Here is a 22,530-nt window from a genome sequence, read left to right on the forward strand (position 1 = left end):
GCATAGTAGAAAATATTCCCCAAAATGTGTAAACAGTAATCAATAATTAATTTCTCTAAATTTTCCATTTTTTCAATAAAAAACATCACAACCGATGCCATTGGCAACACAACCGCATATTTGAGTTGAAATTTGTACTTTAATCCGGTTTTATTGAACCAGCATCATTATTGATATTACTTGCCCGAAACCCTATTAATTTGAAATCACAATTACGCTGCGTTTTATTTACCGGATATCTGCTATGCCTGATGAGCGCAGTTGCGGCCCAGGAAACCAGCGATAACCTTACCTACTATTACAATAACTTTGAAACTTCCTCTGCCGGTAATATAACATCATTAGGAGCAACCGGGGTTGGTAATGCCGCCCGCACAAGTTCATCGGTTACCATAGACGCATCAACTACAAGCCCTTTAAACGGCTCGGTAAGCCTGCGATCCGCGGTACCTGCAACCAACGCTATAAGCGCTATCAGGTGGGATTTTGTCGGAAGCGGCACATCAGGGAGCGTAGATCTTACCGCCAATGATTTTGAGTGGAACTTCATTTATAAAAACAACAGCAGTACAGGCCCCTCTGATCCTGACGTGATGGCTGTTGGTAACAATACCTGGCGTTATTGGCTTATTGCCAATGGTTATACCACCAATAATATGCAGGGTATTTATATAACTCATACAGGTACGACACTCAGTTTGCGGTACAGGTATGATAGTGGCACGAACTCGGGCCATTATAATGAACTCCTTAATGCAACAATGGCTAATGATCAGCAAACATATATGATCAAGGTACAGCGTTTAAAAAATGGCCGCTGGGCAATTTTTAAAGATGTTTTTGTAGCAGGCATGACTACGGCCAAAACGCTTGTGGCTTCAAGTACCAGTACAACCGGCAGCGGATATAATACTTATTATTATTCCTATCTTGAATCAACATGCACAACAGATGGCCGTTTTCAGTGGGATAATTTTGATATGTATACCCGTGTGCTTCAATTTACCACTACAGGAGCAAACGGAACGGCTAATAATGTAACGCAACCTGCTTATTATGAAAGCGAAAGTGTAATCCTCTATGGCCTCAAAATAATATCAAGGGGCAACTTTGTTATTAATCAACTGGTAATGAACACATCCGGTGCAGGGTTCGAGGCCTATTTCAATAGTTCAGGGAGCTTGTACCGATCAGATGATTCGTATTATTCTACCTCATCTGATGCATTGATAAGTTCAGTAACGTACACCGGTAACGCTATACAAGATTATAGTGTGGGCGACCTTATCTCAAGCTCGGGCAATACAGATGGATCCTACTCTGTCCCCGGCTATTATTTTTATACAGGTACGGTAAAAAGCCAACTAAATTATGGTGGCAGCCCTACCGGTACCATTACCGTCACCAGCATTAATACCCTTACGGGGAATGGAAACAGCTCAGCCATTACCTATACGGGTCCCTCGTCAAATGGTAATACCATCACCTTTGTGAACGCGATTGACTGGACAGGCGCTTCAGATAACAACTGGAACAACACCGGAAACTGGAGCCCGGCAACAGTACCAACTTCAAGCAACGTGGCTCGTATTGGTGTTGTTTCATTTAAAAACCAGCCTATTGTTCAAAGTAGCGTACCCAGCATAGCATCCCTGATATTTGGCCCTCTAACCAGCACGCTATCCGGGTCTCCGTCAATTACGTTAACCATTAATAATACCTATTCACTTACTGTAAATGGTGCAATTACTCAAAATCACAATAGCAGTGCCGGCGGCGTAACAACAACTATTACGGGCGCGGGAACTGCTACTTTAAACTGCAATTCATTTGTATTAGGCGATAATACTACTCCCCCTGCCCCTACTTCGCTTACCACTCCAACATCAAACACAACTATAATAAATGCTACAGTTCCTTTATTTAACATCACCAACTCATTAACCTTAAATACAACAGCCTCGGCGTTGGGAACCTATGCAGTTGCCTTATTGCAAAACTATTCTGTTAATAACGCCACATTCCATTTAAATTCGGGTACATTAACGGTAAGCAATATTGCAACCACAAATTCAAACTATGTAAACAAAAACGACGGCGCACTTACTATTACCAATACGGCCCTCATTGATATGGATACCGGTACCGGGGCTACCACTTTAAACTTAACAGGCAATACCCCAATAAATGCTGCTACAGGCGGTACTATCGATTTCACCACAGGCGGCAGCGGCACCGGGCTTGTTAACTATGCAGCTACTTCGGGCACGCAAACTGTACACGCTACTAATGACAGCTTTATAGGTACAACCCCCTCCAACTATGATAACCTCACCTTATCAGGGGCGGCAGCCAAAACTGTCGACGGCGGCGCGCTAACCGTAAGCGGAAACTGGATCACAAGCGGTGGTGCAATAGGCCTTAACACGAACAACCCTGTTATAACTGTTACAGGAACCTGGAGCAATTCGGCAAACGTAACCCAGGGTTCGGGCAATATTAGTATTACCGGCAACACTACTAACAGCGCTTTTATTACAGGCGGGTCGGGCACACTAACCTTAAATGGCGATTACACCAACACGGGTACGTTTACGGCAGGCACCGGAACAGTGTTTTTTAGTAAAGCAGGCGCTCAATCTCTTACAGACAACAGCACCAACGGCACAAAATTTAATAATGTTACTGTTAATGGCAGCGGTATAAAAACCATGTCGGGCACAGGTAAATTCGCGGTATCATCCTCGGGTATACTTACTATGGGCGGTACAGCTACCCTTGCTGCCGGCGGTGTTTTAACGTTAAACTCCGATGCAACAGGCTCAGCCACTGTAGATGCTATTCCTTCCGGCACTGCAATTACAGGCAATGTAAACGTACAGCGTTTTATAAGCGGCGGCAATTCATATAACAGGGGGTACAGGTTACTTTCATCACCCGTTAATACAGGTTCATCAGCCAAGGTAATCAGTATAAATTATCTTAAAAACTCATCGTGGGTAACCGGTACTACAGGCACAACGGGCGGCTTTGATAAATCGGGCAATCCCACAATTTATTGCTTCAGGGAAAACATAGCCTCGTCGCAAGCGTCTTTTACAGCCGGTAATTTCAGGGGCATCAACAATATCAACTCCCCGCCAACTTATATTTTTGATACCGACGGCTCACATACCATACCTGTCGGAAACGGCTTCCTTTTTTTCTTCAGGGGAGACAGGACAGCCGCCGATCTTGCAACTTCAACAACCGCAAGCTATGTACCCACCAACACCACTTTAACAACAACAGGTACATTAAACACAGGTGACATTACAGTAACCAACTGGTACAGCGGCACAACCAGCCTCTTGTTCAGCAATACTACAGGCAGCCAGGTTAACGGATATAACCTGGTTGGAAATCCTTACGCAGCCACCATCAATTGGGAAAAATTTAACCGCAGGGGCACAACAACAACCGTTTCCGCCACATCCTCAATTTACGGGGCCGGTTTCCCTTCAGAAGTATCTTCGGCTGCAACCCTATCGGCTCCGGGCAAAATTTGGGTTTACAATCCCAAAACTAAGCAGTATGCAAGCTATATGCAAAAAGCGACTGCCATATCTACGGCAGACACGACTACCAATATTAACCCCGGTATTTCGAGCGATGGCTACGCAAGTAATATGATAGCCAGCGGGCAGGCGTTTTTTATACAGGCTACCTCAGCTTCGCAGTCATTAACTTTCAGGGAATCGGCGAAGTCAACAACGCAACCAACGGCATCAAATCTGATAGCCTTATTAAATGTCCCTGTTGATAAGGGGTTACAGAAACTGGCTGCCACAGCTGCCGACATAGGCATATTGAAGGCTGCCGAAGTACAATCAGCAGCATCACAACAAACTTCATCATCATCGGCCGAACCGATATTAAGGCTGCAAATGATAAAGGACTCCATTAATACCGATGATATTGTTATTGCATTTAATAACGACGCCAGTACAGCGTTTGAAAATAGTAAAGATGCGGAAGACCTGGGCACCAATGGTGCACAGATAGCCTTGTCGGCCCTGTCAAGCGATAGCGTTAAAACCGTTATCCATCACCGGCCTTTCCCCAAAAAGCAACAGGAGATCATTCCCCTAACGTCTGACGCTACCTCATCCGGGCCTTATCAATTAAAACTAAGAGCACTTAGCAACGTACCTGCCATTTATGAAATATGGCTTAAGGATAACTTTACTAAAGATTCGTTGGATCTTAAACACAACAACATTTACAGCTACAATATTGATAAAAGTATCCCGGCTACTTTTGGTAAAAAACGTTTTCAGCTGATATTGCGCCAATCACCTGCATTGGGCTTGCGGCTGCTTGATTTTAATGCCGTAAAAGCAACCGGCGGGGCTAAAACAACCTGGATTGTTGAAAACGAGGCAAACTACACCACATTTACGCTGCAAAGAAGCACAGATAACGGCAAAACCTGGGAAAACCTGGATGTGATAAAATCGAACGGTTTGGGAACTTACTCTTATACTGACCCTAACCCGGCAAAAGGCTTAAATAATTACCGTGTTCAGTTAACTGATTTAAACAATGATATCAGCCTGTCAAAAGAGCTGCCATTAATGTATGCCAATACAAAAAATAACATAAGCAATAGCCTGCTTACGATATATCCAAACCCTGTAACAGAAACATTAAACCTAACCATAGGGCAAACCAACGCTTCAGCAAACTATAATATTCAGTTAACCAACAGCAGTGGTGTGATACTGAAGGCAGTAAATATCACACAGCTTTACTGGAAAAACAACGTAACCGGTTTAGTGCCGGGAACATATATTATAAGAGTTACCGATAATAAAACCAAACAGTTGATTGGCACCGGTAAATTTTTAAAACAATAACAAGCGATTTGCGCATATGAAAAAAAAGTTCTTTTTAACCGCCCTTGTTTTTGCGGCCGGCACCTTAAGCTGTTTTGCCCAGTTAGATAATCCCTGTGATAATGCCGACGGCGACGCTAACTGCCCGCTTGATGGCTGGGTTATTGTTTTAGCTGTAGCCGTCCTTATTTTTACTGTAACCCATTTATACCGCAAACAAAAATCCCTCCAGGCTTAGCGCCCGAAGGGATTTTTGCATTAGTTCAATAATTGATCAGCAAATTTCCTATGCTTTTTTCATTGGCACCTGGTCTTGCTGTACCTGGTTAAGCTGTAGTTGTTCAATAATGCCGTTAACTACTTTGGGCAGTTCCTTTACAGTTTTTTGCGGGTTGTGCAGTTCGCCAACACCAAAACCACGCCATACCAGTTTGCGCGATTTGGTATCCATAATGTCGATAATCAGGGTACCTTCTTTGTAAGGCACGCGGGCATAACCGCCGCCACCATAACCGTAACCATAAGGATATCCCCAACCCCAGCCGCCGTAGCCATAAAACGGACGATAGCCCCAGCCACCGCCCCAACCCCAGCCAAATCCTAAACCGAAGCCCGGGTAACCGCCATAGTAATAAGGATAAAACTCAGTTTTCATTCCCCGGCCGGTAACTGTGGTATAACTTACCAACAGATCGGGGTTATTTTCCTGAAATTTTAACCCCTTGTTTTCCAATGCCGAAATAGCCGCGTCCTTAACCCTTTCATCAGCCACTTCCTTTTTTACAACTGCGCCGGCTTTATTGGTCATGGTTGCAGGAGGTAGCCAGGCAAATGTACGGTAAGCGGATAAATCTGTTTTGTTTCGGGCTGCGGTGTAATAGTTGTAACTGCTGCATGCAGACAAGGCAGCCACCAGCAGTAACACCAGCCCTGTATTAATAGTTTTTTTCATGACAAATTACTCCCTTTATTTAATACGTTAGACTATGCAGTAAACAAAGGTTTAAATTAAATAATTATTTATTTAATTGTACCGGAAAAAACACGCTTTATCAAAATTGACGATGTTTACCGAAACTGTAACGACGAATAAAATGGTTTGCGAAAGGCACAAGTAATCCCCGCACAGGCAGCCGCACAATACTTGCGCCTGTATGTGAAATCTATTTGCTTAAGCTGCGCAATTGCGCATAAACCTTTTCGGTAGGTAAGCCGACAACGTTGGTATATGAGCCTTCAATCCGTTCGATGCCTATCAGGCCTATCAGCTCCTGGATGCCGTATGATCCGGCCTTATCAAGCGGCTGGTACTTATCTACATAATTACTGATCTCGGCATCAGAAAGCTTGCGGAAGAGCACTTCGGTAAGATCATAAAAATTGTTATAACGCCCTTTATATAACAAACATACACCGGTAATAACCTGGTGTACACGGCCCGATAGCATTTGCAGCATTTCGATAGCATGTGCGCGGGTTTCGGGTTTACCCAGTATCAGGCCATCAATACAAACTATAGTATCGGCAGTAAGCACAACCTCATCTCCTACCGTTTCGTCAAATGCTTCTGCTTTTTTACGGGCTATATGCAGGGCAACCTCTGTTGGGGTAAGCCCATCGGGGAAAGACTCATCAACCTCTTTAAGCACAACCCTGAAATTAATATCCATAAGCCGGAGCAACTCCTGCCGTCTTGGCGATTTTGATGCGAGAATTACGGGTGGGAACACCCCCTCTAAATCTCCCCCGATAGGGGAGACTTTCTTGTGCATTGTGTTTGTAGATGATAAATTCATAACCAATATATGATAGGAACTCTTCTTAAAGCCCTCCCTTTCGGGGAGGGTTTGGGTGGGGTTTACCAGCTATACGCCTGTTTGCTCATCCATTTATCCTGAACCTTCAGCACTTTTTCAATGATATCGCGGGCACAGCCTTTGCCGCCGCCGTAGGGCGATACGTAGGCGCTAACCGCTTTGATCTCTTCAACAGCATCGGCAGGGCAAACAGGCAGGCCTGCAAGCTTCATCACTTCCAGGTCGGGAATATCATCGCCCATGTATAAAACGTTAGTGGCTATTATGCTTTTTTCTTCCAGGTAAATCTTGAACCTTTGTGATTTGGTATGTGTGCCCATATACACATCCTGGATGCCAAGGCTGTTTAACCTGTACATGGCACTTTTTGAGCGGCTGCCCGATATCGCGCAAACATTATAACCGCATTTAACAGCTAACTGCAGCGCGTAGCCATCTTTAATATTAAAGGCGCGGCTTTGTTCGCCAGCTTCCGTTACAAAAACAGACCCGTCGGTCAAAACGCCATCCACATCAAAAATGAGGGTAGTAATATCTTTTAATTTATTCAGGAATGATTCCATGGTTGTGATTACACCGATTTTGTTTCGTGATCCCACCGATTTATTGAGGTGATTTCACCGATTTTTTGATTACAGATGTTTGCTTCGTGCTAAACTGCTAATCGCAAATTTAAAACTGCAAACCGCCGGCTCAAAACTGCCAACTGAATTATTGATTATCCCGCCACTCATATACCCAGGCCGATTGGATCTGCTCCAAGTGGCCTTCGTTTGATTCGGCACGGGTACCGGCAAAATTAGGCAGGCTCAATACCCATTCCAGCAGTTCGGTAAAACGGATGCGGTATATTCTTGATTCGTCAAAATCGTCACCAAACTTTTCATAAAGTTCAATGGCAATATCTTCATAATCATTCCAGTGAATTGGTAAGGCAAATTTATTATCACTCATTGTTGTTGATTTTACGTACTACCCGGGGGTTACGCTAATACGTTGTAAATTATACGTTTTATTTATTGTTTAAACGGATTGATGCAAATATTAGTGGCCTAAAAACTGCGACTGATCCGGCAGGGTAACTTCAATGTCGCCATCAACAATCACACACTGGCAACCCAGGCGCGAATTAATGCGCGGGTTAACAGCCCTGTCAATAAAATCCTCTTCTTTATCGGATATCTCCTGGATATTATCCATCCCCTTGTTTACATAAACATGGCATGTGCTGCATCCGCAAACACCACCGCAATTGTGCTGTAGTTCAATGCCATTCTCCAGGCATACGTCTAATACAGATTCTCCTTCGGCTATAGGTAACTCAACGCTTTCGTGCCCTTTTTCCTCGAAATTGATCTTTATTTTATAAATGTTCATTTAAGCAAAAGTAACAAAATTACTCGGGTGCGGTAATCCCTTTGTTGTTTTTGATAATACCCTGACTTAACAAACTGTAAATATCCTGTAACATAGGCATCTCACTTAACATCTGCATGTGAGTGGCCATAGTGCCCTCATCATTGCGTACTGCAGGGCCGGTTTGTACATTGCGTGGTTCCTGTTCAAGCACTTTTTGGGCAGTTTCCAGGATCAGGGGGCGCAGCATGTTAAACTCCATTTGATTTTGCGCAAGCAGGTCCTGGGCAACCCCGTACAAATAATTGGGGAAATTACAGGCAAATACCGCGGCGAGGTGCAATATTTTGCGCCGGGCGGAGTTAACGCTATATACATTATTACTGATGGTAAATGCCAGCTGCTTTAAATCAGCAAGTATACCATCATCAGCACCTTCAAGACAGAGCGGGACAGATCTGAAATCAACCTCTCTTATCTTGCTAAACGTTTGCAGGGGGTAAAATACACCGGCCTTCGGGGTAAAAGCCAGCAAACTGTTCAAATCGGTTGAGCCCGATGTATGTACTATTAACTTTTTATGGGCCGACAACGCTTTAACAACAGTCGTTATAGCATCGTCCTTAACCGAAACAACAAACAATCCCGTATCAGGATTAATATTGTCAAGGCTATCTATCGCTTCGGCGCTAACATGGTAGGCCAATAAAGCGGCATGCTGTATATCGCGGCTGTATACCTGCACAATACGGTGGCCTGCATTTTTAAACGCTGCTGCCATATGGGTTGCTACGTTGCCAGAGCCTATTATAGTAATGTTCATATATTCTTTACAATAGATATAATTATTTAACTAACTGTAGTATAAATATTTCTGTATTTTAGAAACCAACATCTAATACCGCATGAAAATACTTAAAGTAAGCATTATAATTGTGATATTTCTTGTCGGGGCCGCGTCATTAATACTATACGGCTTCTATAGATATAACAATAAAGAAACCAAAACCTTAACCGATGCAAGCCGCAAAAACATCCCTGGCAGCTTTATCAAATTAAGCCAGGGGGTAACCCATTACCAGCTTGAAGGCCCTGATAGTGCCCAGGTTGTTATACTTGTTCACGGTTTTAGCGTACCCTATTATATCTGGGACCCAACGTACGATTTTTTGATAAAAAAAGGATACCGGGTATTACGCTATGATATGTATGGGCGCGGTTATTCAGACAGGCCTGATGTCCCTTACACTCAGAATCTTTACAATACGCAAATTCTTGATCTTATCAATCAGCTTAAATTAGGGAACAAAGTAAATTTAGCTGGCGTATCATTCGGCGGCGCGGTAATAACAAACTTTACATGTAGCCACCCCAACCTAATTAATAAAGTTATTCTTGTTGACCCGGTATATGAACAAAAAAAGCCGGTAGCTCCGCAATATTTCACACTTTATAACGAAGCCGTGAACTCCGACGAAAGAGCAAAAGGACAAACAACCGATTTTCTTTATCCGAAAAACCACCCAGGGTGGATAAACCGCTACCTCGCGCAAATGGCGTATAAGGGGTTTAGAAACGCGCTGGTTTCAACCCTGTACAATTACAACCAAAATGGTCGTGAAAGCAATACCTGCCTCAACAGTGCAGGCAAAAGCGTATTACTGATATGGGGCAAAGCTGATAAAACCCTACCCCTACGTTTTAGTGATTCCATCCGTAGTGTATTGAAGACCGACTTTTTCCCTGTTGATAGCGCAGCACATTTACCCATGATTGAAAAGGCCGACACCGTAAATGCTAAGATCCTTTCGTTTTTGAAGGGGTAGGAAAATCAATTTTATCTGTAGTTTTATCAGATGAAATTTAGATTGATTACCTGCTTTTTGTTATTGATAAACCTTGCCTGTTACGCAAACTGCAGTCGCAATGGTTATTATTTTACAGATACAACGGTTCATCAAAAAGTAAAACATATTTTCAAACGAAAAATTGTATATCACGTAAGTTATACGCGTGAAAGCATTAAGGGCTATAAACCGGAATTTGATAATTGCTTATATACAAAAATGTTCACTGTTACCCAGCGATTAAAGAAATATCCTTTTTCAATCGCAGCAAAAATATTAGCTATATCATACGTAGGTGTGCCAAAGAATTCAAACAGAACTATTGATTCGGCAGGTTTTCCTAAAGCCCCAGAAGAGCCGGATACTATTGGCGGCATTATTATTGAAAACGATCACCTAAAATACGACAATGTTAAGCAGTCTAAATTCTTAACACGTGAACAAATTGAAAAATTCTCTGACATTATCTTCAACTATGGCTACAGCGGTATGAAAAACTACCTGATAACATCCCTGCCTGGCTGCTTCGAACCGCGTAATTCGATCGTATTTCTTGATAAAAATGACAGGGTAATCGACCATCTTGATATCTGTTTCACTTGCCACGCGAGTGATTCCGGTTCACGAAAAATAAACGTAGGAATAGATTGTAAACAGAAATACGATATGTTGAAAGCGTTCTTCATAAGCGTCGGAGTACCTTACGGAACAAGGAAGTACGATCAATAAATCCTTTCCGCCCAATCAATCCCATCAGCAAGCGTTGCCCTGCTAAACTCAATATGTACTACCCTACGCCGTTTGCTGTTGGTAGTACGGTTTGAGGCATGCATGAGTAAAGGCCGCATGATCATGATACCACCTGCCTGTACATTGCAGCTTACCTCGGTTTCCTGCTGCCAGTCGATATTTTCAGGACGATAGATCTCTTTGAGATGCGAACCTGGCAACACTTTCAGGGCACCGTTACCTTCATCTGTATCATCAAGATGGATCCGGATGGTGAAGTTATCCTGCAAAATATGGAGAGGCGGTTGCACGGCAAATTGGTTATGCTTAACCGTCCCGGGGCCGTAGCCTGTTATCTCAATCTTTTTATCAACAGAAATGGTCAGGTCCTGGTGCCAGGCTACAAACCAGTTGGATGATCCGGGTTTATCGAAATAGATGGATTTAACGGCGAAATATCCGTCACCAAACAATTGCTGTAAGCAGGTTTTTAATCTCCCCGTAAAAATCAGTGGGCTTATTTCGGGCACTGCCTTTAAAAACTGCCTTATCGCAAACAGGTCATCTGTTTGCCTGAACAGCGGACTGGCTTTATCCACGTTTTCAATACCGGCGACGATGACTTTTACTTCAGCATCAGTATAAATATGCTCAACAACAGAAAACCCCTGCCGGACTATTTCATACTGATGCCTGGTAATATCCATTTAACAAAAGTTAAACAGTTTTAAGTTCTTTATTACGTCTTTGAATTGAAAGCAGGAAGCCTATCACCATAATGATAGTACCGCTCCAGAAGAAGTTAATATACGGGAAACTGATGGCTCGCATCACAATCCATGGGCGTTTGTTTTGCGGCTGCTGATAAACAGTGATCTCCACTTTTTTATTCTCAGGGTTGATCCTTGAGAAACGCAGTTTTAAACCGGCATCCTCAACCTTACGGGCAAAATCAAACACGTTACCGCCCCTGATCATAAATATGGGCTCGGCATTGTATACTTTGCCGTCGCGGGCATGAACTTCGATATTAGCGCCAATAGCTACATCATTAGCGGTAAGCGGGATATTTTGTACCGTGGCCTGTTTGTTTAATGATTTAACCAGCATAAAGCCATCACGGTACCTGATGGTATCGCCGATAGCCACTTCATGGGCTACAGGCTCATCGTAGTTTTTATCATCGTTACCTTCGTCGTGCCCGGCCTCGCCCTGCATGGCAAAACCTTCGCTTGGTATAGCGGTAACGTGAGTATAAAGGTCATTTAATAAATAATGCTTGGTATCGGGCGATGAAGACATTCCCGCATCACGGCTGGCCTGCACTTTGGGTTTAAGTACAAAGTTTTCGAGCAATTTACCATTGGCATCAAACTTTTTATAATCAACCCTGTAAAAATGGTAAGGTGATGATATCGAATCGCCAAGATAGGTAACTGTATAATCGCCCATTTTTACCGGGGTGTTTTTGTAGATCATGATGTTTTCGCGGGCATTGCCGGCTTTGGCATCAAAGCCCTGCACATTAACCACACCGCTTGCATTTTCAGAAACCACTTTGCTGGTACCTGCCGCTATAACCGCGCCCACCATCAACAAACCGAACCCTAAATGCGCCACTGCCGAACCGGCCAGCTTGAACTTACCTTTAAAGGCATCAACCAATACTTTGGCATTGGCGATCACCGAGTAAACCGAACCGCACATCACCAGGTTAAACACGAAATTAAGGCGATAAACCCCGGTTAAGTAAACAACAAGCGCTGTTACCAGTATGGCAAACACAAGGTAAACACCGGTAGTAATGAAGAACCGGGTAATATCAGTCTTTTTATATTTCAGGAATTGCGTAAAGCCGGTAAGTAAAGTCACTACAAACGCAAATGACGACTGGATCACGTTATAATGTTTAACAGCATCAGAAGGAGGTGCTATTTTGGTACCAAACATGGCATTCCATACAGGCACCGATGTTACAACGATAAGGTGGAAGCATGACAGGCCTAAAAATACCGAACCTACAAACATCCAAAACTCACGTGAGTAGGTTTCTTCGTCTTTTTTGGTGATAGGCAGTTCTTTCCATCGCCAAACCAAAACCCAAACAGATAAAACAAGGAATATCAGGATGCCGATAACCAGCTGCCAAAACATACCTAAATCGGTAAACGCATGTACAGAGCTTTCGCCAAGGATACCGCTCCTTGAGAGGAACGAAGTGTACCACACCAGTACAAAACTCAGCAATACCAGCAGTGTAGCTGTAAAATAGGAATGACCTGTATTTTTAAATACGATAAGCACATGCAACGCCGCAACCATGGTTAACCACGGAAAAATAGATCCATTCTCAACCGGGTCCCAGGCCCAAAAGCCACCGAAGTTCAATGATTCATACGCCCAAAACGAACCCATGATCACCCCGGTACCCAATATCATAGAACCAAACAAGGCGTATGATATAGCGGGCTGTACCCACTCTTTATAACGTTTTTGCCAAAGCCCGGCAACCGCGTAAGCAAACGGAACTATAATAGATGCAAAACCCAGGAACAGCGTAGGCGGGTGAATGACCATCCAGTAGTTCTGTAAGGATGGATTCATCCCCTGTCCGTCTTTTATAAAATCCAGGTAGTTTGGTTGCGAAAATATAGGCGCTTCGATACCTGAATTACGTAACAACAAGAACGGCGAACTACCTATCCGCTGACCAAAAATATCGATACCCAATACCATAGTACCCAATATCACTTGCGACAGGGCTACAACCGTCATTACCGGGCGCTCCCATGATTTGGCCCTTGCAATAAGCACATTACCTAAAACAGCCTGCCAAAAGGCCCAAAGCAAAAAGCCACCCTCCTGTCCGTTCCAGAAACCCGATACCAAGTAGTAAACAGGCAATGAGCGCGAGGTATAAGCCCAGGCATAATGGTACTCGAAATAGTGATTGTAAAGCACATAGAACAGGCAGGTGCCCATTCCTAAAATAGAGATAGAATTTACGTAAAAACCTAAACGGCCTAAACGCTGCCAGCTGCTGTCGGCCTTACCGGCATCATCAGTAGTAGCAAAATAGTAACTTATAAATGACAGCAGGGCTGCACCAAACGAAAGAACAATAAAAAACTGGCCGATTTGTCCCGGTAAAAGGTGTTCGCCCTTAAAAACTGTATTCATCAAAAATGATTAAATGCTGGCTTGTTTAGCCTTCGCTTCTGTAACTTCTAACTTATCCTGCGTGTATTTGGAAGGACATTTCATCAGGATCTTTGATGCATGAAACTCACTCCCAACCATCTGGCCGGTAAGTACCAGTTGCTCCGAACGCTCAAAATCTTCCGGTTTGGTACCGGTAAAAACAACTTTACGCTCTTCGCCTTTATTATCTTTCATATAAAATGAAAAATAATTGGCATCCTTAGCAGCGTCATAAACCATTTCTTTTCCCTTGCTAAAATGGCCTATTACATGCAGTTCACTGCTGGTTTGCTGCGCTTCGGCAAAGGTTGCATAGGTGCTTGAGCTTGAATAAACACTTATGATAACCGCTATGGCTATAGCGATAACAACAAGACCAAAAATTGCACTTTTTTTCATCTGCGGTTTATATTATTAAAATAACGATTTGCAAAAATACAAAACGTGCAGCGAATAATGTTTATTACAAGACATATGTATTATTTAGAATCATTCTTGATTAAAACATCAAAACTCGAATTTGATGAATTTCAGGAATTGGTCGAATGTTAATAGTTGTGCTCATCTGTTAAACGTGCTTTTGCGAAAAGCGAAGAAATTCCATAAATTCTTGAAATTCGTTTAATTCGAGTTCTGACAATATTTTGGCGATGCCTGCGGCCCGGGCTTTCCGCTCATACGCCTGCAGGCTTTACGCTCATTGGCCGGTATCCGCTGCGATCCCTATCGCGGCATGATTGAAAACCAAAACGAGGCGGGCTTTTTCAAACCCACCTCGCCATATATAAAACTATTAAATCCTTAATTATGGCCAGATACCCAAATTTTGATATGACACCGCTATTTTATTAATGGCGCCAACCATAGCTGCGTTACGCAGGGTGCCAATTTCAGGGTTGCTTTTGTAGATCTCCCTGATCTCATGGTATGAGCGGATCATGGTATCTTCCAGTCCTGAATTTACCAGTTCAAGCTCTGATGCACCTTTGATAATGGTTGAACGTTGTACCGGGGTTAAAGCTACGCCCGTGATCCCTTCAACCATGTTCACCAGGTTAAGGTTGGAGTTTTCTTCAAACCTGCGGTTCATACGGCCGAAAGCTACGTGGCTCAGGTTTTTTAACCATTCAAAATATGATACGGTAACACCGCCTGCGTTGGCAAACATATCGGGTACAATGATACCGCCGTTGGCATAAAATATGGCTTCAGCCTCTGGCGAGGTTGGGCCGTTAGCGCCCTCGACAATGATCTTAGCTTGTATGTTGCGGATGTTTGCTTCGGTGATCTGGTTTTCAAGAGCTGCCGGAACCAGGATATCGCATGGCTGCTCAAGGCCTTCCATGGTATTGGTAAATTCCTGTATTGCGGCAGCATATCCTAAAATAGAACCGGTTGCTTTGCGGTGCTGAAATACAGCTTCGATATCTAAACCATTCTCGTTATAAATAGCGCCTTCAAACTCACAAAGACCAACTATTATCGCACCCATTTCGGATAAAAACTTAGCCGAATAGTAACCTACGTTACCAAGGCCCTGTACAATTACCCTTTTACCTGATAAACCCGGCAGCAGGCCAATCCTTTGCATATCCTCGCCAACGCTTACACACTCGCGGGTGGCGATGGCCACACCACGGCCGGTAGCTTCCCTCCTGCCCGCGATACCATGCAGCGCAATAGGCTTACCGGTTACAGCGCCCATAGCGTCCAGCTGGCCAGGGTTCATAGTAGCATACGTATCGGCAATCCAGCTCATTTCACGCTCGCCCGATCCATAGTCAGGTGCCGGCACGTCAATGCTTGGGCCAATAAAGTTCTTTTTGATTAACTCAACGGTATAACGGCGGGTGATGTTTTCCAGCTCGCTCACGGTGTAGTTTTTAGGATTAATTTTGATACCGCCTTTGGCGCCGCCAAACGGAACGTTAACAATGGCGCATTTGTAAGTCATGAGCGCGGCGAGGGCCATCACCTCATCCTCGTTCACCATTTCGCTGTAGCGGATGCCACCTTTGGTTGGCGACTGGTGGTGCGAGTGCTCCACACGCCAGGCGTCAATTACCTCAAAGCTGTTACCCTTGCGAATGGGGAAACGGAAGCGGTAAACACTGTTACATGATTTAATTTGATCAAGCAGGCCTGCATCGTGTTTGGTGAATTGGGCAGCATGATCGAAGTTTTTGCACACGTCGCTGAAGAAGTGTGTTTCCTGGTCGGCAATCAAAATATTCGTAGCCATAACTATTGTATAAATATTAATCTCTTAAAAAAGTGAGCAAATTTGGTACAATTTTTATCAATATTGCAAATATTTCTTAGTTAGTGTGCCCTATACACCAGTCAACATCGTCACGAATGATATGTTTAAATTGTTTAAACATATTATTTGAACTACTTTTCGTTTTCGACTTTTTTTAATCTGCGGTCTATAGTAAACAGGTAAATGGCCAGTCCAACAAAAATTATGGAAATAGTTGCTACAACCACGTAAATTTTTCCCGACTGGCGCAGGGCATCGGCCATTTCAACCTGCTGCCCTGGTTGTGCAAAAACAGCGGTACAAAACGTAAGCAGTAGCAATAAAAGCGTTAATTTCTTCATCTTAATTTATAGCGTTCTTCTTATTCTCAATTAAACGGATGCGGTAACGGATAGTTGCTATCCAAAGGGCAATAAAACTCCAGCCTAACATAGCCGGGTAAAAGGCTATCTTCATACCGTTATCAAGGTCGTATTTACCAAATGCCGGGTTACCGCCGCTGCCGGGGTGCAATGAATCTGTCATGCGGGGCAAAACAAATATCAGCACAATCATGATGGGGAAAGCGAAGATATTGTAGATGGCCGAAATCTTGGCCCGCTTCTGCTCCTCATCAATAGAGTTACGGAGCACCAGATAAGCACAATACAACAAAAATGCAATGGCCGCGCTATTTTGTTTGGGGTCGCCGCTCCAAAATTCGCCCCAGGTAAATTTTGCCCACAGCATACCGGTTAAAAGGCCCAAGGTGTAAAACAGCAAGCCCGTATTAACGCTCTCAACGGCGGCAAGGTCGTGCTCTTCTTTACCCGTTTGCAGGTATTTAATACTGAAATAAACCGATACCACAAAAACCGTCAGCATCCCCATCCACATAGGTACGTGGAAATACAAATTACGGATGGTTTCGTGAATAATTGGCAGCCTCGGCGCTTTGAAAACCAGGCCGGTGTAAAAGGTGGACAGTACCAGCAAAACAGCCGCAACCTTCCACCATGTTTGATAAATAAACTTCATATGATTTATGGAGGCAAAGGTAACTAATTATTTGCTCATTGATTCGACGCTAAGTTTAGGCAAACATAAAGTATTACACATTTTAGTGAATCTCTCTTATAACTGGTGCGGACTTAAAATTCTCCTGACCGGCACTCTTTATTACTTTCACAGTATTACTTACATAAAACGTTGACAGCAATTTGTTATTGGAAATATCTAATTGGGATACAGCCGTTGAAAGCAGTCCAATGTAAGTGAGAGCAACGTTTGGTCTGATGTCAATAGTCTTTAACGCCTTATTATCTATCAATTCTAATACACTGAGATTAGTTAGGTTTTCTAATTTGATGTTTTTAAAAGCATTGCTCTGTAAATAAAGTTGTCTGATGCTATCAGTGCCATTTAATTCGACTGTTTCCAAGTCATTATGGGCCGCCGCCAAAACGGTCAGATTTCTAAGATTCTTTAGCGTCAACTTTTTTCCGAGAACATTGCCTCCGATATAAATTTCCTTAATCGTATTATTGTCAAAAAACACATCCAGGTTCGCAATCTGGTTAGACATTGCATAAACCCTTTCTAAACTTTTAAAATATTTTAAATCATCTAACAGCCTAATATCACTTTTGGCAATGTTTAAATTCGCCACAGTGTCAATTTCGGATACTTCTATTTCGCCGTTTTTATTAAAATCATAGCCTCTTTTAAGTAAAGCCGATTTTAAATTTTGGTCTTTAAATACTATTTGTTGTGCTGAAACTCCCTGCGCAACAAAAACAACAGCTAACACTAAATAGCTTATATATTTCATAAAGGATGGTAACAAGAATTATATCTGCGATGGTGGCGGCAAATATAATTCGAAATAAGCAAAGTCTTCCTGAAATTAATCAATCCCCCGGTTCGTAATCCACCGGCAGCAAATCACCAAGCTTTGCTTTTGACCATGAACCCTCATAAAGCGGGCTCGGGCTTGATACCACAATACCGTTCATATCAAAAGCAATATAGCCCGAATATTTGGTCATGATACTGGTTTCATAATTAGGCATATCCAGAGGATGATAAACATCTTTAAATTCGGTAGTTTCTTCACGTTTGGTATATACTACATATAAAAAGTGCGGAAAGGTGAGCGCGTAAATCCCATCCTGTGGTGTTTTCCGCAGGATCTCAAACTCCTGATAGGGCAGCTTCGCAAGGTTTTCGCGGTACCATTTGGTCATTTTCGACAGGTTATAATAACGCATGGCCGAATCGCGCGGCCCTTCCCGGTATTTTTTCATCTTCTGCATCAGTACGGCTTCTTCCGGCCGCTCCGGATTAATTTGCCTCGTAAAATCATGCGCTTCAAACCCTTCTTCTTTTAACTTTCCTTTATAAAGCGAGCGGTAAAAATGCTGGGCCGATCCGTAATAGGCCTGTTCGCGTTTCTGCTTCCAGAGTTTTTTTTGTACCGAACTACCGGGCAGGTTTTCAAAAAGCGCACTTCCCGAATAGGATATGGTATGCTCAATAGCATCGTACAAAAAGTTTTTGAGCAAAAATTTGGTGCGGTAGCCCAGGGCCTGGTTCTCTACCACCAAAAACTCATCGCCAGAGGCCTCCAACTGCTGTTTACCCCTGTGGTAGATAATATTTAAAATATGAGGGTTGGTAACTTTACACTCCTTGCCGTTTTCGGTATCACCAACAAATTCCTTACGGAACAGTTCATAGTTCTTTTTCCAGTCGGCGCTGCTGCTGATCACTACTTCGCGCAGCATCAGCACTTTTTGGTTGACCTCGATACTTAATTTTGCAGGTTCGCGGCCAACCAGTACCGTTGTGGAGTATTCTTCAATGCTAACGCCGGTAACCACCAACTGGTATTGGCCTGGTTTAACTCCGGCCAGGGTAAAAGTACCATCCTCGGCAGTTGAGGTACCGTAGGTGGCATTATTTAAAAATACGCTGGCATTGGCTACCGGGCTTTTAGTATCGGCCCGCACTACCTTACCTGTAATAGTACCGGTTTGTGCCGAAACTATGAGCGGACATATAAACGCGATAAGCAAAAACCAATAAAAACGCATTAATTAAAATTAGGATATTTTTTCAATCCGCTAAAAAACGCATTTTTTATGAACGGTTAATGAATTGCCGGTGTATAATTTTTGTTGCGGTAATGTCTGAACCCGAATTTATTGAATTAGAGAATTTATATTTTTAATCTTTTTAATTCAGCCTGTTTCTTGATTCTTAAATCCGGTTCGGCCAATTCAAATTAGTCCCTCCACAAGTATGGGAAAAGCAGTAAAGCTGTAGCTATTACAATGGCATTGATAGCGCACAAAACGCCTATGTTGCCGTAAAAGAAACTCCGGTCTACCCCGTCCATTGCGCTTTTACTTAACTTAATAAGCACCAATATAACAGGGATAATAACCGGGAAGCTTAATATGGCCATTAGGGTACCGTTATTACCGGCCTTTGACGCAATAGCCGAGATCATGGTGAACACGGTTGAAAAACTGACGCTCCCCAACAACACAGCCAGGAAATAATACAGTGGGTCGCCAAGTGCATTGGGGAAAAATACTTTATAGATAATTAATGCCAAAGTGCTCAGTAAAGCCATCAGCAAAATATTATAAATTGTTTTTGACAGGATGATTGCCTGCGGACTGGCAATAGAATAATAATATAGCAGCCGGCTTTTGCTTTCCTGCATAAAGCTTTTGGCTATGGCATTTACCGATGCAAACAGCATAATGATCCAAAACAACACGTTCCAAACTATGGGGTAACCACTGCTGTTGGAAAAGCCGGGGTTTAAGTTGAGGGAGATATAACAAACAAAAACCGTTGAAACCACATACAGCAAAACGCCATTAAAAGCATATTTGGACCGCCACTCCAGCAAAACTTCCTTTTTGAGCAGGTACCAGGTTTCATTAACAAGTTTCATCACCGCAAATGTAATAATTACCTGCGAGTGAGTAAGGGCATTTGACAAGCTAAAAAAATTAGCTTAATTTTGAATATAACATACCAATTACCATGCCTGTAGCTTATTTCCGCACGCCAGTTGGCATTGCCCGCATTACCGAAGAAGATGGCTTTATAGCATCAGTATCGATACGCGATGAGGAATATGAGATTGCTCCTGCTCCCACCCCGTTGCTGCAAGCTGCTATTGATGAGTTAAATGAATACTTTGCCGGTACAAGGAAGGAATTTACTTTTCCTATAAAGCAGGAAGGCAGTGAGTTTCAACAACAGGTTTGGGACGAGTTGATCCAGATCCCTTATGGAACAACCATTACTTACGCCCAGCAATCAAACCAAATGAACAACCCCTTGGCTATAAGGGCAATAGCATCTGCCAACGGCCGTAACAACCTATGGGTTGTAGTGCCCTGCCACCGGGTAATAGGTTCAAATGGCAGTTTGACCGGCTATGCAGGCGGTATATGGCGCAAAAAATGGCTGCTTGAGCATGAAGCAAAGGTAATGGGTGTTGGGCAAACCAGGCTTGAGTTTTAAACGCCCACCTTCAATAACCTCGATATTTTATCATGCAGTTGGTATGGCTGAAACGGCTTTGAAAGCACATCGTTCATCCCTGCCGATAATGCTTCCTGCTGCTCATGGTCATAACTTGCTGCCGAAAGCGATATGATGGGAATACTCCGTTTAGGCTCCTCAAAATCAACCCTGATGGTTTTAGCTGCCTGGTAACCGTTCATTTCGGGCATATGGGTATCCATTAAAATAATGTCATAGTCTTTATTGGTAAGCCTCTCAATAACCTTGCGGCCGTTATCAACCATCTCTACCTCTACATTCCAGTCCTTTAATATTTTGGAGAGCATAAACTGGTTAACCATGTTATCTTCGGCTACCAGCACCCGTACGTTATTAAACGGCGGCAATATCTTATCAGTTTTGGGAGTTACCTTAGTTTTGGGTTTAACAGTGATGGTATACCAGCATACAAAGTTAAAAGTACTACCCCTGCCTACCTGGCTGCTTACGGTAAGTTCGCCTCCCTTTAGCTCGGCCAGCTTTTTCACTATGGTTAACCCAAGCCCGGTACCACCATATTTGCTTACGGTATCGTCTTCGGCCTGTTCAAATGAATCAAAGATGCTGTTAAGCCTGTCGGCCGGGATCCCGATGCCCGTATCCTCAACACTGAATTTCAGCTTTACCTTTTCATTGTGTTTTTGAAGTACGGTAATCTTCAGCTTTACATAGCCCCTTTCGGTAAACTTAAGGGCGTTACTCAGCAGGTTCATCAAGATCTGGTTCAGGCGCAATGAATCCACCATAAGGTATTCAGGTACTTCATCTTCAATATCCAGCAAAAACTCAATATTATTTTCGTCGGCTTTAAACTTAAGCAGGTTAAAAACCGAGTTTACAATGTCATAAACATTATTGGCGGTGCGGATGATACTGAACTTACCGGCCTCAATTTTTGAGATATCGAGTACATCATTGATCACGCCCAACAGCGATTTTGATGAGGTATCAAGCAAATCAAGCATCCCCACTTGCTGATCGGTAAGGCCTGTTTTACGCAAAAGCGAAGTAATACCTATAATGCCATTAACCGGTGTACGCAGCTCATGGCTCATATTGGCCAAAAAAGTTTCTTTCACCTTTTTGCTGTACTCCGCGTTTTCTTTCGATTTGATGAGCTGCTCCTGGTAACTTTTTTGCGGAGAAATATCGCTGATATTAATAAATATGGTTTTGTTACGGTATGCCGCCCGGCACTCTACCCAAATTACCCTTTTATCAAAGGTTTCAAACTTAAATTCAAAAATGGCATAATTCAGGTTGTCTTTAATGATCTCGCCCAGTTTTTTGCGAAACGGCGGCTTATGATCGTCTATGGCCAGGTCAACAATACTTTTGCCAATAAGTTCATCGGGCCTGAAACCCATTATCTTTTCGACAGTGGGGTTGATATTGTCAATGCGGAGACTTTGCGCGTCGACCGATGTGATAATATCGGCCGAGTTTTTTACAACGATGGCATAATTCTGCAGCTCATCGTTCTTTTGTTTTATTTCTGCCTGGGTACGGGCCAGTTGTACAAATGAATCAACCTTGGCCGATGTAATGTAAGGATCAAGCGGTTTGTAAAGATAATCTACGGCGCCGGTACCGAGGCCTTTAACAGCATATTTAGCCTCCTTTGAAATAGCTGTAACAAAAATAACCAGGATATCTTTGGTACGTGGGTTTGATTTAAGCATTTCCACCAGTTCAAAGCCGTCCATTTCGGGCATCTGCACATCAACTAAAGCAATGGCTATATTGGTTTCCCAGGCAATTTTAAGGGCTTCATTTGGCGAGGTAGTAGAAAATATTTTGATATCATCGCGCTTAAGCAATGCCTCCAGAGCAATGATGTTCTCTTCTCTGTCATCAACTATAAGAATATT

At 43.1% G+C, this 22,530-nt stretch carries 21 protein-coding genes; 5 read left to right on the forward strand and 16 right to left on the reverse strand.

The features are described from left to right. Window positions 1-251 precede the first annotated feature (251 nt). The gene (locus tag DIU38_RS14290; RefSeq protein WP_112652088.1) at window positions 252-4,898 is read left to right on the forward strand and encodes a T9SS type A sorting domain-containing protein; all 4,647 of its coding nucleotides are present in this window, start codon (window positions 252-254) and stop codon (window positions 4,896-4,898) included. 16 nt (window positions 4,899-4,914) lie between these two features. Further along, window positions 4,915-5,115: a hypothetical protein gene (locus DIU38_RS14295; protein ID WP_112652089.1), complete on the forward strand. Its 201-nt coding sequence runs from the start codon at window positions 4,915-4,917 to the stop codon at window positions 5,113-5,115. Between the two features lie 48 nt (window positions 5,116-5,163). Here DIU38_RS14295 and DIU38_RS14300 read toward each other — a convergent pair whose 3' ends face one another. The 6 genes from DIU38_RS14300 to DIU38_RS14325 form a co-directional block, all read right to left on the reverse strand. Next, entirely contained in the window at window positions 5,164-5,829 is a 666-nt protein-coding gene (locus DIU38_RS14300) for a DUF4136 domain-containing protein (protein WP_112652090.1), read from the reverse strand. 211 nt (window positions 5,830-6,040) lie between these two features. Continuing rightward, window positions 6,041-6,649: a Maf family protein gene (locus tag DIU38_RS14305; protein ID WP_112652091.1), complete on the reverse strand. Its 609-nt coding sequence runs from the start codon at window positions 6,647-6,649 to the stop codon at window positions 6,041-6,043. A gap of 86 nt (window positions 6,650-6,735) precedes the next feature. Beyond that, window positions 6,736-7,257: a KdsC family phosphatase gene (locus tag DIU38_RS14310; protein ID WP_090524424.1), complete on the reverse strand. Its 522-nt coding sequence runs from the start codon at window positions 7,255-7,257 to the stop codon at window positions 6,736-6,738. A 148-nt stretch (window positions 7,258-7,405) separates the two neighbouring features. Further along, a complete protein-coding gene (gene iscX / locus DIU38_RS14315) occupies window positions 7,406-7,648 on the reverse strand; it encodes a Fe-S cluster assembly protein IscX (protein WP_091171429.1) in 243 nt (80 codons plus the stop codon). Window positions 7,649-7,738: 90 nt separating this feature from the next. Beyond that, on the reverse strand, window positions 7,739-8,071 hold the full coding sequence (locus DIU38_RS14320; RefSeq protein ID WP_090524420.1) for a 2Fe-2S iron-sulfur cluster-binding protein: 333 nt from the start codon (window positions 8,069-8,071) through the stop codon (window positions 7,739-7,741). Window positions 8,072-8,090: 19 nt separating this feature from the next. After that, complete coding sequence (locus tag DIU38_RS14325; protein ID WP_112652092.1) at window positions 8,091-8,873, reverse strand: Rossmann-like and DUF2520 domain-containing protein; 783 nt, start codon at window positions 8,871-8,873, stop codon at window positions 8,091-8,093. 82 nt (window positions 8,874-8,955) lie between these two features. Between DIU38_RS14325 and DIU38_RS14330 the strand changes: the two genes are divergently transcribed. Further along, complete coding sequence (locus DIU38_RS14330) at window positions 8,956-9,876, forward strand: alpha/beta fold hydrolase (protein WP_112652093.1); 921 nt, start codon at window positions 8,956-8,958, stop codon at window positions 9,874-9,876. A 63-nt stretch (window positions 9,877-9,939) separates the two neighbouring features. Then, on the forward strand, window positions 9,940-10,626 hold the full coding sequence (locus DIU38_RS14335; RefSeq protein ID WP_146750449.1) for a hypothetical protein: 687 nt from the start codon (window positions 9,940-9,942) through the stop codon (window positions 10,624-10,626). On the opposite strand, the gene DIU38_RS14340 is transcribed toward DIU38_RS14335, so the two are convergent. From DIU38_RS14340 to DIU38_RS14380, 9 genes are all read right to left on the reverse strand, one after another. Further along, a complete protein-coding gene (locus DIU38_RS14340; protein ID WP_112652095.1) occupies window positions 10,620-11,333 on the reverse strand; it encodes a phytanoyl-CoA dioxygenase family protein in 714 nt (237 codons plus the stop codon). The two genes, DIU38_RS14335 and DIU38_RS14340, sit on opposite strands and share 7 nt — an antisense overlap. 10 nt (window positions 11,334-11,343) lie before the next feature. Continuing rightward, window positions 11,344-13,806, reverse strand: a complete 2,463-nt coding sequence (gene ccsA / locus DIU38_RS14345; protein WP_112652096.1) for a cytochrome c biogenesis protein CcsA — start codon at window positions 13,804-13,806, stop codon at window positions 11,344-11,346. A gap of 9 nt (window positions 13,807-13,815) precedes the next feature. Next, a complete protein-coding gene (locus tag DIU38_RS14350; RefSeq protein WP_091171412.1) occupies window positions 13,816-14,226 on the reverse strand; it encodes a cytochrome c maturation protein CcmE domain-containing protein in 411 nt (136 codons plus the stop codon). A 406-nt stretch (window positions 14,227-14,632) separates the two neighbouring features. After that, window positions 14,633-16,069, reverse strand: a complete 1,437-nt coding sequence (locus DIU38_RS14355; RefSeq protein WP_090524405.1) for a Glu/Leu/Phe/Val family dehydrogenase — start codon at window positions 16,067-16,069, stop codon at window positions 14,633-14,635. A gap of 152 nt (window positions 16,070-16,221) precedes the next feature. After that, complete coding sequence (locus DIU38_RS14360; protein WP_090524403.1) at window positions 16,222-16,431, reverse strand: CcmD family protein; 210 nt, start codon at window positions 16,429-16,431, stop codon at window positions 16,222-16,224. Between the two features lies 1 nt (window position 16,432). Next, window positions 16,433-17,107: a cytochrome c biogenesis protein CcsA gene (ccsA, locus tag DIU38_RS14365; protein ID WP_317131846.1), complete on the reverse strand. Its 675-nt coding sequence runs from the start codon at window positions 17,105-17,107 to the stop codon at window positions 16,433-16,435. An 82-nt stretch (window positions 17,108-17,189) separates the two neighbouring features. Further along, window positions 17,190-17,900 (reverse strand): leucine-rich repeat domain-containing protein, encoded by a 711-nt coding sequence (locus DIU38_RS14370; RefSeq protein WP_129567542.1) that lies wholly within the window; start codon window positions 17,898-17,900, stop codon window positions 17,190-17,192. Between the two features lie 79 nt (window positions 17,901-17,979). Further along, a complete protein-coding gene (locus DIU38_RS14375; RefSeq protein ID WP_112652097.1) occupies window positions 17,980-19,164 on the reverse strand; it encodes a carboxypeptidase-like regulatory domain-containing protein in 1,185 nt (394 codons plus the stop codon). Between the two features lie 191 nt (window positions 19,165-19,355). Continuing rightward, window positions 19,356-20,039: a heme exporter protein CcmB gene (locus tag DIU38_RS14380; protein WP_112652098.1), complete on the reverse strand. Its 684-nt coding sequence runs from the start codon at window positions 20,037-20,039 to the stop codon at window positions 19,356-19,358. A gap of 92 nt (window positions 20,040-20,131) precedes the next feature. Between DIU38_RS14380 and DIU38_RS14385 the strand changes: the two genes are divergently transcribed. After that, the gene (locus DIU38_RS14385; protein ID WP_091171391.1) at window positions 20,132-20,617 is read left to right on the forward strand and encodes a methylated-DNA--[protein]-cysteine S-methyltransferase; all 486 of its coding nucleotides are present in this window, start codon (window positions 20,132-20,134) and stop codon (window positions 20,615-20,617) included. On the opposite strand, the gene DIU38_RS14390 is transcribed toward DIU38_RS14385, so the two are convergent. After that, on the reverse strand, window positions 20,614-22,479 hold the full coding sequence (locus DIU38_RS14390; RefSeq protein WP_317132445.1) for a response regulator: 1,866 nt from the start codon (window positions 22,477-22,479) through the stop codon (window positions 20,614-20,616). The two genes, DIU38_RS14385 and DIU38_RS14390, sit on opposite strands and share 4 nt — an antisense overlap. Between the last annotated feature and the right edge of the window lie 51 nt (window positions 22,480-22,530).

The organism is Mucilaginibacter metallidurans, from assembly GCF_003286435.2.
In the GTDB taxonomy this organism is placed as follows: Bacteria; Bacteroidota; Bacteroidia; order Sphingobacteriales; family Sphingobacteriaceae; genus Mucilaginibacter; species Mucilaginibacter gossypii.